Raw genomic sequence first — 16,302 nt, forward strand, 5'->3', positions numbered from 1 at the left:
CATCCTATTGAACTACATATTAAATTATTCTTCTTTCCCTTCAGCTTCAAAAGCTGCGCGAGCTTCCTTGGCTGCTTTTTCACGTGCTTTTTCTAGATCATCTACGTGGATGACATCGTCGTCTTCCCCTTCGTCAAGATCGCGAAGTTCAACTTCTTTGTCATCTTCATCTAGGACACGCATATCCAATCCAAGTGATTGCAATTCTTTCACAAGTACTCGGAAGGACTCTGGCACACCTGGTTTTGGAATTGGTTTTCCTTTGGTAATCGCTTCATAAGCTTTCAAACGTCCGTTGACATCGTCTGACTTGTAGGTCAAGATTTCTTGAAGGACATTAGACGCACCATAAGCCTCAAGGGCCCAAACTTCCATTTCCCCGAAACGTTGTCCACCAAACTGAGCTTTACCTCCGAGTGGTTGTTGGGTAACCATTGAGTATGGTCCGACAGAACGAGCGTGGAGTTTATCATCAACCATGTGGTGAAGCTTGATCATGTACATGACACCGACAGAAACACGGTTGTCAAATGGCTCACCTGTACGGCCATCGTAAAGAATGGTCTTGGCATCGCTATCCATACCAGCTTCACGAACGGTATCCCAGAGGTCTTCTGAGCTTGCTCCGTCAAAGACTGGTGTTGCGATGTGGATACCCAAGTTACGAGCCGCCATACCAAGGTGAAGTTCCATAACCTGACCGATATTCATACGTGATGGCACCCCAAGTGGGTTCAACATGATATCAACCGGTGTCCCATCTGGAAGGTAAGGCATGTCTTCAACAGGAACAATACGGGATACAACCCCTTTGTTTCCGTGACGACCGGCCATCTTATCTCCGACGCGGATCTTGCGTTTTTGTGCGATGTAAACACGAACCAACATGTTGACACCCGATTGCAATTCATCTCCGTTTGCACGCGTAAAGATCTTGACATCACGAACGACACCATCTCCACCGTGAGGTACACGAAGAGAAGTATCCCGCACTTCACGAGATTTATCTCCAAAGATAGCGTGGAGGAGACGTTCTTCAGCAGAAAGGTCTTTTTCACCCTTCGGTGTCACCTTACCAACTAAGATATCGCCTTCTTTTACTTCCGCACCGATACGGATAATACCCATTTCGTCAAGGTTTCTGAGAGCATCTTCCCCAACGTTTGGAATTTCACGAGTGATTTCTTCAGGGCCTAACTTAGTATCGCGCGTTTCTGATTCGAATTCTTCCAAGTGAACAGATGTGTAGACATCTTCTTTCACCAAGCGTTCGCTCATGATAACGGCATCCTCGAAGTTGTAACCTTCCCATGTCATGTAGGCAACGATTGGGTTTTGACCAAGGGCCATTTCCCCTTTTTCCATCGATGGACCGTCTGCGATAAAGTCGCCTTTTTCAACGACATCGCCAACTTTTACAAGGGTACGTTGGTTGTAAGCCGTACCTGAGTTTGAACGACGGAATTTTTGGATATGGTAAACATCAAGAGATCCATCTTCCCGACGAACTTCTACCTTGTCAGCATCGGCATAGGTAACCTTCCCATCATGTTGCGCAATGACTGCAGCTCCTGAGTCATGGGCTGCTTGGTATTCCATACCAGTACCCACGTAAGGCGCTTTTGGATCGATCAATGGCACAGCCTGACGTTGCATGTTGGCACCCATGAGGGCACGGTTGGAGTCATCGTTTTCCAAGAAAGGAATACATGCTGTCGCAACGGCAACTACCTGTTTTGGAGATACGTCCATGTAGTCGACTTGATCAGATGGGAACTCTTGGTTGTTACCACGGTGACGTCCCATAACGATTGGCTCAGCAAAGCCACCCTTTTCGTTCAACTTAGAGTTGGACTGGGCTACGATGTACTCATCTTCTTCATCAGCTGTCAACCAAACGATTTCGTTGGTGACCACACCTTTTTCACGGTCTACTTTACGGTATGGCGTTTGGATGAAACCATACTTGTTCAAGTGCCCATAGGATGACAAGTTGTTGATCAAACCGATGTTTGGTCCTTCAGGTGTTTCGATTGGACACATACGACCATAGTGAGTGTAGTGCACGTCACGGACTTCATATCCAGCGCGGTCACGTGTCAAACCACCAGGCCCTAAGGCAGACAAACGACGTTTGTGGGACAACTCAGAAAGTGGGTTGTGTTGGTCCATGAACTGGGACAATTGGGAAGAACCAAAGAATTCTTTGATTGCTGCAGTTACTGGACGGATGTTAATGATTTGTTGAGGTGTTAATACTTCGTTATCTTGAACAGACATACGTTCACGAACATTACGTTCCATCCGTGAAAGTCCAAGACGCACTTGGTTGGCAAGCAATTCACCAACGGCACGAATACGACGGTTTCCAAGGTGGTCGATATCATCCACGCGGCCAAGACCTTCAGCCAAGTTAAGGAAGTAGCTCATCTCAGCGAGGATATCGGCTGGAGTGATGGTACGAACCTTATCATCTGGATTAGCATTGCCGATGATAGTGACAACGCGGTCTGGATCCGTTGGTGCCACAACCTTGAATTTTTGAAGAACGACTGGTTCTGTCAATACTGCTGAATCATTTGGAGTGTAGACAATCTTGTTCAAATCACCGTCCAAATGTTCTGAGATGCTGTCGATGACTTCGCGTGTCATCACGGTACCAGCTTCTACAAGGATTTCTCCTGTTTCAGCATCTACCAATGGTTCTGCGATCGTTTGGTTCAACAAACGGTTCTTGATATTGAGTTTCTTGTTGATCTTGTAGCGACCAACTGGGGCCAAGTCATAACGACGTGGATCAAAGAAACGGGCTACCAACAAGCTACGTGAGCTTTCCGCTGTTTTTGGCTCACCTGGACGAAGACGCTCATAAATTTCTTTGAGGGCTTCATCTGTACGAGAATCCATTGGGTTTTTGTGGATATCTTTTTCAACTGTGTTGCGAACCAATTCGCTATCCCCAAAGATATCAAAAATCTCGTCATCCCCAGAGAAACCAAGGGCACGAACCAAAGTCGTAAATGGAATCTTACGCGTACGGTCGATACGAGTATAAGCAATATCTTTTGAGTCTGTTTCAAGCTCTAGCCAAGCTCCACGGTTCGGAATAACCGTTGATCCATAGCCAACCTTACCGTTCTTGTCCACCTTATCATTGAAGTAGACACCTGGTGAACGCACGAGCTGAGATACGATGATCCGCTCTCCACCATTGATGATAAAGGTTCCCATCTCGGTCATGATTGGGAAATCACCAAAGAAGACTTCTTGCGTTTTGATTTCGCCTGTTTCCTTGTTGACCAAGCGGAAGGTTACAAAGATTGGGGCAGAATAGCTCGCATCATGGATACGTGCTTCTTCCAAGGTATACTTTGGTTCTCTGATTTCATAGCCGACGAATTCCAACTCCATTGTGTCTGTGAAGTTCGAAATTGGCAATACATCTTCGAAAACTTCTTTCAAACCATGATCCAGAAAATCTTTAAATGAATCCGTTTGGATTTCAATCAAATTTGGTAAATCAAGAACTTCTTTGATTCTTGAAAAACTACGACGGGTCCGATGTTTCCCGTATTGAACGTCATGTCCTGCCAAAGTTTTAACTCCTTTTCTATACTAGGATACCAGCTAGGGGAAACCCCTCTCTGAAAATCCGGTTTCTAGATCGCTTCTGACCACATCAGAATAGTTCTGATCCAGTCGAAACGATGTTATGAAGGGGGTGTGATCTACATCACGTGAGAAGAAATCTCCTCCGTATCATTCATCCTTTTTGGAATTTTTAGAAAGATTAAGTTTGTGTGACAAGCTCCGTTTTTTCTAAAAATAGGCACAAAAAGAGCAGCTAAATCGACTTTTATAAAGTTTGATTTAACTGCTGTAAGCTTCTATTTGGACAATATTTCAAATAAAGCACACGACAAATTACTTGTCCTTATTATATCGTATTTTCATAAAAAACACAAGGTTTTCTCTAGACATGAAAACGATTTTATGGTATTGCAACTCGTTATTTTTATCTGTTTTGTCCACTAGATGATGAACTAGCTGTCGTGTTCGAACTAGTTGTCGTGTTCGAACTACTTGGCGTGTTCGAATTGCTTGTCCGGTTGCTATTGCGATTTCCATTGGAAGTATTAGCTGAACCGCCTAGAATTCCAGCCCAGGCACTAGCATAATCACTATCCGATCCACCAATTGCGAAGCGGTAGGTCGTTTGTGGAGCGCCATTTTTAGCCCAATAGCTGGTAACCGTCGCACCCGACACATCGATATCACGACCATTGACATTGACACGACCAGGTCGTTGTCCTGTCGATTTGAGAACAGTCGATGAAATAACACTGCTATCTATGGTAAAGCGATCTTGCACGCCCCAAGCAGCTGGATCCGCCTGGTAGATGGCATTGGCTAAATAGGCCATGTAGCTTGCGTTGTTGTTGTAACCTGTCAGCGGAGCCATGGAAGCATTGTTGTCATGTCCAATCCAGCCACCTAAGGTAAGATTTGGAGTAGACAGCATGAGCCACATATCTCCATTCTCATTGGTGGTTCCGGTTTTCCCAATCCAATCGGCATTAGCAAGAGTTGGATTGACCTGGCTGATTCGGCTCTTAAAGGTCGTTGTCGCACCAGAGCTGATGACACCTCTTAACAGGTCCTGCATGATAGTCGCAGTTGCTGCTGAGTAGACGCGGGTCGCCTTGCTCTCATGTTGGTAGACCACTTCCCCATTGCGATCCATGATTTTTTCAATCATGTAGCGTTTTTGGTAATTTCCATTATTTGCAATGGTTTGATAACCATTTGTATGTTGGGCGACGCTTACTTCGATCCCGCCTCCCATTGGCAGACTTTCAATGCCGTACTCAGCGATATCGTAGCCCATTTTTTCCATATAGCCTGGGACATCGACACCCTTTTCACGGAGAGTACGATAGGTCCAATAAGCTGGGATATTCCATGAGGTATTGAGGGCCTCTCGAAGGTCCATCATCCCAGTCCCCCGGTTATCCACGTGCATAATTGGCTCTCCACTGGAGAAGTTGGTTGGGTAATTGGAGACGATGCTATTGCTTCCCATCAAGCCTTGGTCAATGGCGATTCCATAAGCCAGCAAGGGTTTAATGGTAGATCCTGGAGAACGCTCTGTATCAAAAGCGTGGTTATTCTGATTCCCGTCAAAATTCCGTCCCCCAACAAAGCCAAGAATCGCTCCTGTTCGGTTGTCCATAAGGACATTTCCGACTTCTACCGTACCCGTTCCATCGTCCAAGATACCGCCATAATTGGCAACTGCTTCTTGCATGGCATTGTAGATAGCTTTATTGATAGTGGTCTGAACCGTATAGCCACCCTCTCTCAATTCCTTCTTCGCCAACTCTTGATAAGATTTAACGGTTGAATTGTTTTTTAGGTCGTGACTAGAGACGTTGTCTCTCTTGATTAGATACTCATACATGGCATCTTCCGCTTCACTAACAGCTTGGAAATACAAGTAGTCGTGCGGCGTCTTCTCGATGCCATTTGACGGAAGGAAATCCTTGCTCAAATCATATTGACTATATTGGTCGTACTCTTCCTTGCTGATCGCCCCTGTCCGATACATGTTGTACAAGACATCCTTGGCACGATCCAAGCCTAAAGCTTGATCTTCCGGAGTCTTGAGGCTGCCATCAGAAGCGTAAGGTGAGTAGACAATTGGGCTCTGTGGCAAACCAGCAATAAAGGCTGCCTGTGGAACAGTCAAGTCTTTGGCAGAAACACCAAAAATCCCTTGAGCTGCAGCTTCCACTCCCGCGATATTTTGTCCCCGGTTGTTTCGACCAAATGGAGAGACATTGAGGTAGGTCGTTAAAATTTCGTCCTTATCCATTACCCGCTCAAGAGCAAGGGCATCGATAATCTCAGCAGCCTTCCGTGAGAAGGTCGGTGCATCTCCCACAACTTGTTGTTTAATCAACTGTTGGGTCAGAGTTGAACCACCACTAGAGGACCCTACTCCAGCAACTGAACCCAAGGTAGCACGGATCACCGCTTTCGGAACAACCCCGTTATGGCTATTAAAGTTCTCATCTTCTGTGGCAATGACAGCCTTTTTGACATTGTCCGAAATCGCATCCTTTTGGACAGGGATCCGAATCAAGTCGCTGTCAATATCAGAAATGATGCTTCCATCTGAGTAGGAAATCTTTGAAACGCTCGAAATATTTCGCACTTGTTGAACCAATTGGGTCGGATCCGGCGTCTCTGTCTCATTAAAGAGGCTGGCTGCATAGCCAATCGCAATCCCTGCACCAAACAAGAGACCACCCAAAGCAAACACCAGTAGCACATCCCAAAGGAGTTTCATCGTCCGTAGAACCGTCGCTAGGAGATCTCCTAGTGACCAGCCCTCCTTGTCTTCTTTCTCATTGACTTCAACCGTCATCTTGGCAAAGAAGTCTTTTATTTTCTTCCCGCACTTTGTAAAAAATTCTCTCATTTGACTCACTCTATTTCTCCTTGTCCTTCCCATTATACCAAATGGACCTCTTTCTTTTCAATTCCTAAAGTTGAGAACACTGCTTCCGATTGGATTTTTTTCGTCCATTCATTGCTATTTCAAGTCATTATGGTAAAATAGAGAGAAACCATACAGATACTGGACTGTTTTCATCGATCCGGCCAGTAGCTTAGAAAAGGAGAGAACGATGCACATTTTTGATGAGCTAAAAGAACGTGGTTTGATTTTCCAAACGACTGACGAAGATGCTTTGCGTAAAGCCCTAGAAGAAGGACAAGTATCGTATTATACTGGCTACGATCCAACTGCTGATAGCTTGCACCTTGGGCACCTTGTTGCAATCTTGACCAGTCGTCGCTTACAATTGGCAGGCCACAAACCTTATGCGCTTGTCGGTGGTGCGACCGGACTCATTGGAGACCCTTCTTTCAAAGATGCCGAGCGCAGTTTACAAACTAAGGAGACTGTAGACGGTTGGGTCACTTCTATCCAAGGGCAATTGTCTCGTTTCTTAGATTTTGAAAATGGGGAAAATAAGGCTGTCATGGTCAATAACTACGACTGGTTTGGCAGCATCAGCTTCATCGACTTCCTTCGCGACATCGGAAAATACTTTACTGTCAACTACATGATGAGCAAGGAATCTGTGAAGAAGCGGATTGAAACAGGGATTTCTTACACTGAATTTGCCTACCAAATCATGCAAGGCTACGACTTCTTTGTTCTGAACCAAGAACACAATGTTACCCTGCAAATCGGTGGTTCTGACCAGTGGGGAAATATGACAGCTGGTACCGAATTGTTGCGTCGAAAGGCTGACAAGACTGGTCACGTCATCACTGTTCCCCTCATTACAGATGCGACTGGTAAGAAATTTGGTAAATCTGAAGGGAATGCGGTTTGGCTCAACCCTGAAAAGACTTCTCCATACGAAATGTACCAATTCTGGATGAATGTCATGGACGCTGACGCTGTTCGCTTCTTGAAAATCTTTACCTTCTTGTCACTGGACGAAATCGAAGAGATCCGCAAACAGTTTGAGGCTGCTCCTCATGAACGCTTGGCTCAAAAAGTCTTGGCGCGTGAAGTCGTAACGCTTGTCCACGGTGAAGAAGCCTACAAAGAAGCCCTCAACATCACAGAACAACTCTTTGCAGGAAATATCAAAAACCTTTCTGTCAAAGAACTCAAACAAGGCCTTCGTGGTGTGCCAAACTACCAAGTACAAGCAGACGAAAACCTCAACATCGTAGAATTGCTTGTATCTTCTGGCGTGGTCAACTCCAAACGCCAAGCCCGCGAAGATGTTCAAAATGGAGCTATCTACGTCAACGGTGACCGTATCCAAGACCTTGACTATGTCTTGAGCGATAGCGATAAATTAGAAAATGAATTGACCGTTATCCGTCGCGGTAAGAAAAAATACTTTGTTTTGACTTATTAAAAAGAAGACCTCTGAAGCTATGACTTTCAGAGGTTTTTTGGTACACTAGATGTATCATGACGATCAAACCAAAATTACAACGATTTCAAACAGCCACTGCTTTTGCCTGTCCCATCTGTCAAGAAGCCCTCGACCTGGTCCAACAAAGCTTGGTCTGCACTAACCGCCACTCCTTTGACCTTGCTAAGTTTGGCTATGTGAACTTAGCCCCACAAGTGAAGGCTTCTAAGGACTATGACAAGGAGAGTTTTCAAAACCGGCAACTCGTTTTAGAGAACGGTTTTTACGACCATATCCTCACTAGCCTGTCAGAATGTTTGTCTCCACTGGACCATCCAGCCAACATTTTAGATATTGGTTGCGGAGAAGGCTACTATTCGCGCAGCTTACAAGAATGGTATCCAGACCATTCCTTTTACGCCTTTGATTTATCTAAGGAATCGATCCAACTGGCTGCCAAAAGCGACCAGGAATGGAAGGTCAAGTGGTTTGTCGGGGATCTAGCCCGTCTCCCTCTTTTAGACCAGAGCATGGACCTTCTCCTAGATATCTTTTCACCAGCAAATTATCAGGAATTTAAACGGGTCCTGGCCCCAGACGGTCGCCTTATCAAGGTCATCCCAACAGCCACCCATCTGCAAGAGATTCGTCAGAAGGTGAAGGACCACCTGGATCAGGCCGATTATTCCAATGAGCAGATTATTCAACATTTCTCTGATCATTTTACGATTGAAAACACCATCCATTGCCAGGAAACCTTCGAACTCACACCAGCATTGCGAGAGGCTCTTCTAAGCATGACGCCTCTCCTCTTTCATGTCGATCCAGCTCAAATTGACTGGAACGATCTGACTCAGGTCACGATTTCTGCCACGATTTTGATCGGAAGAAGCAACTAAAAAATACCCTCCATTGATTAAAAAATGGAGGGTATTTTTCGTGTTTTCAGATCAGTCACTTTCCTCTACGCCGATTTGTTGACGGTAGGCTTTAGGGGACTTGCCACACAACTTGCGGAATACTTTATAAAAGTAACCGACATTGCTATAGCCGACCTCATAGCAAATATCTTCGATACTTTCCGTTGTGGACAACAGCAACTGTTGAGCTGCTTTGATCCGTTGTTTATTCAGCAGTTCCGCAAAGGTGGAATTGGTCTCACGCTTGATCAATTGCCCTAAATAAACAGGATTGATATAAAGGTCTTTGCTGATATCCTTGAGCGACAGTTCCTTCCGATAGTCGCGCCCAATCACTTCTAAGACGGTCGCCACATTATTGTTCATTCGATATTGAGAGAAGAAGGTCTCCAATTGATTCCGAACGCAGGTAACAAGATCCTCGAAAGTCGTTGTCTCATGAACAGCCTTCACAACTTCTGTCAGGTCATCTCCGTGCAGATGTTCAAATAAATGAAAGACATCCATAATGAACTGAATAAAGAGTTGCTTGGCTATCGCCACTTTTGGAGTATGGCTTTTCACGGTTTCTTCCAACCAAGTCAACTCCTCTAAAATCTGTTGGATATTCCCCTGGATGATGACACGGTAGATGGGTTCGTAGTAATTAAAGACCCCATCTTCTTCCTCCAAAGGGAGATCCCCATAAAACAGACTTCGTTCAACAAGCTCTTTAAATTGTTGAAAATGTTCTTTGTAAGGTGCTTGGAAACGGCGCTGTAGGAAAGCTCCCTCATCCTCATCTGAAAGATAGAGTTGAAGATTTTTTCCTAAGACCTGATAAGACGAACTGGCAAAGCCTTTCCTTTCCTTATCCACTCCAATCCAGAGTTGTTTTCTCCCCCGAATGGCTTGTTCGAATTCTTCCTCTGACCAGTCTTCATGAAGGAGGCGATTGGCCGTCTCCTGGTCTGGTTTTTTTAGAGTTTGAGATAATTTTTCTAGGATATTCCCTAACTCCACCTTATTGACAGGCTTTAACAGATAGTCTGCTACCCGGAGATTCAGAGCCTTTTTTACATAAGCAAAATCTTGGTACCCCGACATAATGATATAGGCTGCATGGGGAAGAATGGACTGCATTTGATCAATCATTTCCAGACCAGTTTTTCCTGGCATATTGACATCCGTAATCACGATATCCACTGGATAATCCGCAACATAGGCCAAGGCCTGGTCTGCATCCTCTGCTGTGTATACAACTTCCATGTCCCATTTTTCAAAGGGAATCAGTTTTTTCAGCCCCTCCGTAATCATATATTCGTCGTCAACCAATAAGACTTTATACACGATTTTTTCCTCTTAAGCATCCTCAATGATAATCGTATAGAGGACACCTTTTCCTTTTTCTGATGTAATTTGAATGTGGTAACGATCCCCAAAGTAGAGAAGGAAACGCTCGTGGACATTGACAATCCCAATGGATTGCCGTCCCTTACTCTCTTCTACTTCTTCTCGAGGATCCCTATGACTCAACATTTGTTGGATCCGTTGCAGTTGGCTCGGTTCCATTCCTCTCCCATTGTCTTGAACACGAATTTCCACCGCTTCTCCAACACGACGGACTTTGATACTAATGACATTGTCCTTGCGCTTGTGATCAATCCCATGGACGAAGTAATTTTCCACTAATGGCTGAAGAGTAAACTTCGGAATGACCATCTCTTCTAGACCGGGTTCAATTTTAAAGCCATAAGCAATCGATTTTGGATAACGTACCATACAGAGATAGCTGTATTTTCTACAAAATTCCAACTCATTTTCGATGGTCGTTTCTTTCTCCTCTGAAATATTGTTTCGAAGGAGACTACTAAATTCGTAAATAATATCAGCTAATTCTTCTTGATCCTGCATAACTGCATACATGCGAATAAACTCCATGGTATTATACATAAAATGCGGATTAATCTGCGCTTGCAAGGCCTTCAAATTGGCATCTTTTTGGCTCAGTTGTAGCTGATAGATATCACGGATAGACTTGTCCATATTGTCTAACATGGCATTGGTCGTTTCTGCAACTAAAAGGAGCTCCTGCTCTTTGGTATCCACATTGATCCGTCGCTCAGAATCCCCCTGGCTGATGGCTTCCATGGTATCTACCAAATCCAAAACTTGCTTTTGGTAATTGCGGAAAATGCGTTGAAGCAAGAGATACAAGACCAAGAACAGGATTAGGGCGACCGAAATCATCCAGGTAAAACTAAATAAGGCCGTTCGAACCGTGTAAGAAGTCGGAATTCCAACCCAGATTTGATAGCCGTAAGCAGTATCTCGAACAATCCACTGACTATGATCTTCTGGATTGATGTCTCCCCTGTGGTAAAAAATCTTTCCCAAGGGATTATAAATCTGGACGGCAACGGGAATGGTGTCTTGGATATTGTCGACAACAGAATCCAAAAGCGCTGGATTGACTTTAATGTAGGCTAGTCCAATATCTTCGCCAGTCGTCACATCCGTCAAGGAGACTGGGATTGCTTGTGAACTAGCTATGTATTGATCCGCTGGAACTTGTTGCCCTCCTTTTTTATTTTTACTGGAGACAAACACAGTCGTATAGTCATTTAACACCAAATCAATTTGATCAATAACATCGTGTTCCAAATACAGAATTTCAACATTACGGTGCAGCGAAACTTGAATATAATTGGAGAAAAAATTATCCAATCGCCAGCTTTCGTATTCAGAAGGCGTCATTGAAAAATACTTGTAGACTCCTTCGAGCTTGGCAGGATTCTCTACCAGACTCTTCCCCCATTGAGAAGATCTCTTATAAATATCCTCTACCTCAGCAGTCAAGCGCGAGGAAATCAACTGAGCGATTCGATCTGTCTCTGCTTTCTGATTATGCCAATAGACCAAAGATACCGTCACACCTAAAGTCGTGATGATCCCCACCATGATATAGGCATAGAATTTCAAAAGTGTTGCTAACCATATTTTTTTCATAATTAAGAAACCACTTTAGAGCGAATTGTTTCATAGACGGGTTGAAAAATATCATTGACAAAGAAATGCCACAAGCCCAGTAAAACAAAGAAAAACAAAGCCGGAACGAAATGGGTGACAACCCCTAGGAGGAAGGTTCCCAAGAGAAATTTGGTTACTGCACGAATATCCAGAAAAGCACCAATAAAGCTCAACTTCAAGCTATTAAGGTAGGACAAGTCAAAATGGACTTGAAGCTTAAGATAGACTGCAAAAGTCAGGGGAGCCACCAATAAGAAAATAAAATTAACCAATAAGATAAAAATCTGAAACAGGGACAAGTGGGGCAATTGAACCATCAGATACATGCCATAAATAAGAATTGCTTCGATTAAAAAAAATGTATAGAAAACCTGGTTGGCTCGACGGAAATTTTCTTTATAGAGCGCCCAAGCCTCAGACCAAGCATATTGTTTGTAATCAGATCCATGTTCGGCATATAGACTCATAATCGTTGCACTAGCCGGCCCAAATCCAAATAGGATACCTCCACAAAAGGTTAGCGCCCAAAAGATTCCTGTTGCCAACATGGCTAAATAGACCCTTGTAAAAATAAATTCAATCATTCTTCCCATATTTCGTCTCCATGTTCATTTGCTGTAGCGGGGAACTTCAATCAAGTTAGTATAGTTTCCCTAGTACAACTGATGATTATACCCTATATTATAGCACATTTCCTCTGATGGTTTCGATTTCGAAATCATCAACAGAAAAGACTTTGAAGTGCGAAGACCTCAAAGTCTTTTGATAGACTTAAGCAAGTAATGCTAGCTTATTTCTTAGCAGCAAGGTACTCATCGTATTGTTTTTGGATTTCATCCAAGACTTTTTGGTAGGCACCTTCTGATTTCAATTTTTCAAGCATCTTAGGAATTTCAACTTCAGGATCTACTGTACCTGTATTGATGGCACTTGTGAATTGGTTCAAAGTGTTAGTAAGGGCAGTGATTTCTGATTTCACGTTTTCAGTATTGAAGATGAATCCAAGTGCTGGAGATTCTTTTGCAGTTTCCAAGTCTTTCTTAGATTGTGCAATTTGCTCATCCGTTACGTTTTCGTTGATGTAAAGAATCCAGTTGTTACCAGTGTTCCATCCAGACATGTGAGTATTTCCGTTGTAGCCATCCAAAACTTTCACACGGTTTTCTTTACCTTCAACTTTTTCCCAGTTCTTGCCTTCTGGACCATAAACAAGACCGTTCAAGAGTTCTGGGTTTGTATTCAAGAGGTTCAATACTTCCATTGCTTTTTCTTTGTTCTTAGAGTTGTTTGAGATGACAAAGTTTGCAACTTGAGTAGTGTTGTTCTTCTTGTAAAGTTGAGTGAATGGTTTAATTTCGATCTTACGGTTTGCTACACGAGTAAGCAAGCTGTTACCGTAGTCAGCAGGTCCTACTGTTTCTTCACGTACCAACCAAGTATCTTGAGAAAGGTCATAGCCAGTATCGCTTGTAGCTACGTCTTTTGGAATGTATCCTGCTTCATAGTATTTATGAAGAGTCTTCAAGTTTTCAACATAACGTGGAATCGTGTAACGGTCAACGATCTTAGTTGTGTCACCTTGCAAATCGACAACGAATGGAAGTCCATCTACTGCAATGTAATCGAAGTCATCAGAAGGTCCACCGTAGCTCTTGTTCATTGCAAATGGAACAACGTTTGGATCTTTTTCTTTGATCGCTTTCAAGACTGGTTCAAGAGAAGCATAGTCTGTGACGTTTGAAACATCAATACCATATTTTTCAAGAAGTGGTCCGTTGAAGGCAAAGTTTTGTGAAGATGCAACGTTGGCTGCAACTGGAACAGCATAGATCTTGCCATTTACAGTATTCCCTTTGATGTAAGCTGGGTCAAGTGCTTCATAAAGCTCTTTTCCTTCTTTCTTGTACAAGTCTGTCAAGTCAGCATAAGCACCTTTTTGAGCGTTGATGACATAGTTGTTTGCGAAAGCAATATCGTAGCTTTCACCAGATGAAATGATAACGTTCATCTTCTTGTCGTAGTCACCCCAACCAAGGTATTGGATGTCTAATTTAACGCCAGCTTTTTCTTCGATGATCTTGTTAGCATTTTCTAACAAGGTATCCAAGTTATCAGGTTTGTCACCGATTTGGTACATTTTGATAACTGTTTTGCCATCTTCACTCTTAGATGATTTTTGGTTATCACCTGTCAAGTTACCACAAGCAGCAAGAGTTGCTCCAAGTGCGAGAACGCTAGCAGAAGCTAAAGCATATTTTTTCCAATTTTTCATGAGAAAAACTCCTTTTTTATTTTTCTTTATTAACATTATGAAGGGTGGGTGAGAAAGGTTTGCTTACTCTTTCACACCACCGATGGTCAATCCTTTTACAAAGTAACGTTGGAAGAATGGATAGAGGATAGCGATTGGAACTGTTGCCACCACCACCATGGCCATCCGTCCAGTTTCCTTAGGAAGGGATTGGACCGCACCAGCGATTTGGCTAGATGCACCGACTGATTTAGAAATGTAATCCATATTATTTTGGATTTGCATCAGCAAGTATTGAAGGGGATAGAGATTTTCGCTCTTGATATAGAGGAGGGCGTTGAACCAGTCATTCCAGAAGCCGAGGGCTGTGAAGAGACTGATGGTCGCAATCCCTGGGAGAGAAAGTGGCAAACAGATCTGGAAGAAGATCCGTGTTTCACTGGCTCCGTCTATCCGAGCAGACTCAAGAATAGCTTCTGGGATCGTCCGTTTGAAGAAGGTCCGCATCAAGATAATATTGAAAGGACTCAATAACATCGGAATGATGAGGGCTCCAACCGTATCTCCTAAATGAAGCAACTGAGTGGTAACGATGTAACCTGGTACCATCCCTGCACTAAAGAGCATGCTCAAGAGGGCAAAGACAGTAAAGAAGTTTCTGTACTTAAAGGTTCTACGAGAGATTGCGTAGGCGTAGGTCGTTGTAATGAAGACATTACATGCTGTCCCTACAATCGTCACAAACAAGGTAATAAAGAGGGCTTGAAGAATCTTATCCTTAAATTGAACAAGGAAAAGATAGCCATCTGCACCAAACTTAGCAGGCCAAAATTGGAAGCCGTGAATCGCCAAACTTTGTTCGTCGGTCAAGGAAATCATGACAACAAAGATAAAGGGCAAGATACAGGATAGAGCAACCAAGCCAACAATGCTACTAAAGAAGAGGTCTGCTTTCTTACTAAAGGAGTGGATCCCAACATTATCAACTTTTTCTTTTTTAATTTTTGATTTTGCCATGGTATCCTCCTTTCTAGAAGAGCGCTGCATTCTTATCAATCCGACGTGCTACAATATTAGAAAGTAAAACGAGAATCAATCCGACAACTGATTGGTAAAGACCCGCCGCTGCGGCCATCGCAATATCTCCTGATTTAGCAAGTCCATTGTAGACATAGACATCAATTACGTTTGTCACACTATAAAGAGCACCTGAGTTATGTGGGATTTGGTAGAACAATCCAAAGTCAGCACGGAAGATATTTCCGATGGCAAGGATGGTCAAGACCGTAATCAAGGAAGCCAACTGAGGAATGGTAATGTGGCGAATTCGTTGCCACTTAGATGCCCCATCCACTGTTGCTGCTTCGTAGAAGGTTGGATCAATTCCCATGATGGTTGCATAGTACATAACACTGCTATAACCAAAACCTTTCCAGATTCCTAAGAAGAGGAGAAGCGCTGGCCAAATGGCAACCTCTGTATAGAAGTTGATTCCTTTCATCCCAAGGGAAGTCAAGATATGGTTAATCAAGCCTTTATCGACGTTTAAGAAGGCATCTGTAAAGAAGCTAATGATAACCCATGACAAGAAATAGGGGAACAACATTGATGTTTGAAACACTTTAACCAACCGTTTGGAACGCATTTCACTAAAGATAATGGCAATCCCAACAGATACAATCAAGCCCAAGAAAATAAAGGCAAGGTTGTAAAGGACGGTATTTCTTGTAATGATATAAGCATCTTTAGAACTAAAGAGGAATTTGAAGTTATCAAATCCTACCCACTTACTCTTCATTACACTATCAATAAATCCCTCTCCGGTGATATGATAGTCTTTAAATGCGACAACGTTTCCCAAAACAGGTATGTAGAAGAATAAAATCAACCACGCTGCACCTGGTAAAACCATTAAGAAGAAAATGAGATTTTCTCTCAAGGTCTTAACAAACTTTTTCATCTGACTCCCCCCTTTGTCATTTTATTTTTTGGTAACGTTTACATTTTTTATTATAAAACTCTATGAAAACTTTTTCAAACTCCTAATTATAGAAAAAATTCTACAAATTTATGACATAGCCTTAAAAATGGAGAAAAAAGGAGAAGAAATGTCTCCATTCATAGGACATCCTTCTCCTCCTTCAACATCATTTTCTTTAAAGACAGCCTTTTG

General features: G+C 43.1%; 10 protein-coding genes. 2 read left to right on the forward strand and 8 right to left on the reverse strand.

Annotation, left to right across the window (positions count from 1 at the left end):
- Positions 1-24: 24 nt before the first annotated feature.
- Both rpoB and pbp1b read right to left on the reverse strand, forming a co-directional pair.
- Complete coding sequence (rpoB, locus tag I2C87_RS07370) at positions 25-3,594, reverse strand: DNA-directed RNA polymerase subunit beta (protein ID WP_195324346.1); 3,570 nt, start codon at positions 3,592-3,594, stop codon at positions 25-27.
- A gap of 421 nt (positions 3,595-4,015) precedes the next feature.
- Entirely contained in the window at positions 4,016-6,430 is a 2,415-nt protein-coding gene (pbp1b, locus tag I2C87_RS07375; protein WP_416385303.1) for a penicillin-binding protein PBP1B, read from the reverse strand.
- Between the two features lie 262 nt (positions 6,431-6,692).
- Here pbp1b and tyrS point away from each other — a divergent pair, with 262 nt between their 5' ends.
- Together tyrS and I2C87_RS07385 are read left to right on the forward strand one after the other, a co-directional pair.
- On the forward strand, positions 6,693-7,949 hold the full coding sequence (gene tyrS, locus I2C87_RS07380; RefSeq protein ID WP_195324350.1) for a tyrosine--tRNA ligase: 1,257 nt from the start codon (positions 6,693-6,695) through the stop codon (positions 7,947-7,949).
- A gap of 56 nt (positions 7,950-8,005) precedes the next feature.
- A complete protein-coding gene (locus I2C87_RS07385) occupies positions 8,006-8,848 on the forward strand; it encodes a methyltransferase domain-containing protein (protein WP_195324351.1) in 843 nt (280 codons plus the stop codon).
- A 51-nt stretch (positions 8,849-8,899) separates the two neighbouring features.
- Here the strand turns inward: I2C87_RS07385 and I2C87_RS07390 are convergent, their stop codons facing one another.
- The 6 genes from I2C87_RS07390 to I2C87_RS07415 form a co-directional block, all read right to left on the reverse strand.
- Entirely contained in the window at positions 8,900-10,198 is a 1,299-nt protein-coding gene (locus tag I2C87_RS07390) for a response regulator transcription factor (protein ID WP_195324352.1), read from the reverse strand.
- A gap of 12 nt (positions 10,199-10,210) precedes the next feature.
- Positions 10,211-11,857 carry a sensor histidine kinase gene (locus I2C87_RS07395; RefSeq protein WP_195324354.1) on the reverse strand — a complete coding sequence of 549 codons (1,647 nt, stop codon included), beginning with the start codon at positions 11,855-11,857 and terminating at the stop codon, positions 10,211-10,213.
- Positions 11,858-11,859: 2 nt separating this feature from the next.
- Positions 11,860-12,471 carry a YesL family protein gene (locus I2C87_RS07400; protein WP_195324356.1) on the reverse strand — a complete coding sequence of 204 codons (612 nt, stop codon included), beginning with the start codon at positions 12,469-12,471 and terminating at the stop codon, positions 11,860-11,862.
- A gap of 197 nt (positions 12,472-12,668) precedes the next feature.
- Positions 12,669-14,150 (reverse strand): ABC transporter substrate-binding protein, encoded by a 1,482-nt coding sequence (locus I2C87_RS07405; protein WP_126403652.1) that lies wholly within the window; start codon positions 14,148-14,150, stop codon positions 12,669-12,671.
- 63 nt (positions 14,151-14,213) lie between these two features.
- Entirely contained in the window at positions 14,214-15,146 is a 933-nt protein-coding gene (locus tag I2C87_RS07410; RefSeq protein ID WP_006597196.1) for a carbohydrate ABC transporter permease, read from the reverse strand.
- 13 nt (positions 15,147-15,159) lie between these two features.
- Positions 15,160-16,089, reverse strand: coding sequence for an ABC transporter permease (locus I2C87_RS07415; protein ID WP_023022063.1), 930 nt, complete (start codon positions 16,087-16,089; stop codon positions 15,160-15,162).
- Between the last annotated feature and the right edge of the window lie 213 nt (positions 16,090-16,302).

Source organism: Streptococcus sp. 1001283B150225_161107_H12 (assembly GCF_015552665.1).
Taxonomy (GTDB): Bacteria; Bacillota; Bacilli; order Lactobacillales; family Streptococcaceae; genus Streptococcus.

Excerpts from the sequence above, each read along its gene's own strand:
- I2C87_RS07415 (WP_023022063.1), bottom strand. The coding sequence starts at position 16,089 with ATGAAAAAGTTTGTTAAGACCTTGAGAGAAAATCTCATTTTCTTCTTA.
- I2C87_RS07395 (WP_195324354.1), bottom strand. The coding sequence starts at position 11,857 with ATGAAAAAAATATGGTTAGCAACACTTTTGAAATTCTATGCCTATATC.
- I2C87_RS07410 (WP_006597196.1), bottom strand. The coding sequence starts at position 15,146 with ATGGCAAAATCAAAAATTAAAAAAGAAAAAGTTGATAATGTTGGGATC.
- tyrS (WP_195324350.1), top strand. The coding sequence starts at position 6,693 with ATGCACATTTTTGATGAGCTAAAAGAACGTGGTTTGATTTTCCAAACG.
- I2C87_RS07405 (WP_126403652.1), bottom strand. The coding sequence starts at position 14,150 with ATGAAAAATTGGAAAAAATATGCTTTAGCTTCTGCTAGCGTTCTCGCA.
- I2C87_RS07385 (WP_195324351.1), top strand. The coding sequence starts at position 8,006 with ATGACGATCAAACCAAAATTACAACGATTTCAAACAGCCACTGCTTTT.
- I2C87_RS07400 (WP_195324356.1), bottom strand. The coding sequence starts at position 12,471 with ATGGGAAGAATGATTGAATTTATTTTTACAAGGGTCTATTTAGCCATG.
- pbp1b (WP_416385303.1), bottom strand. The coding sequence starts at position 6,430 with ATGACGGTTGAAGTCAATGAGAAAGAAGACAAGGAGGGCTGGTCACTA.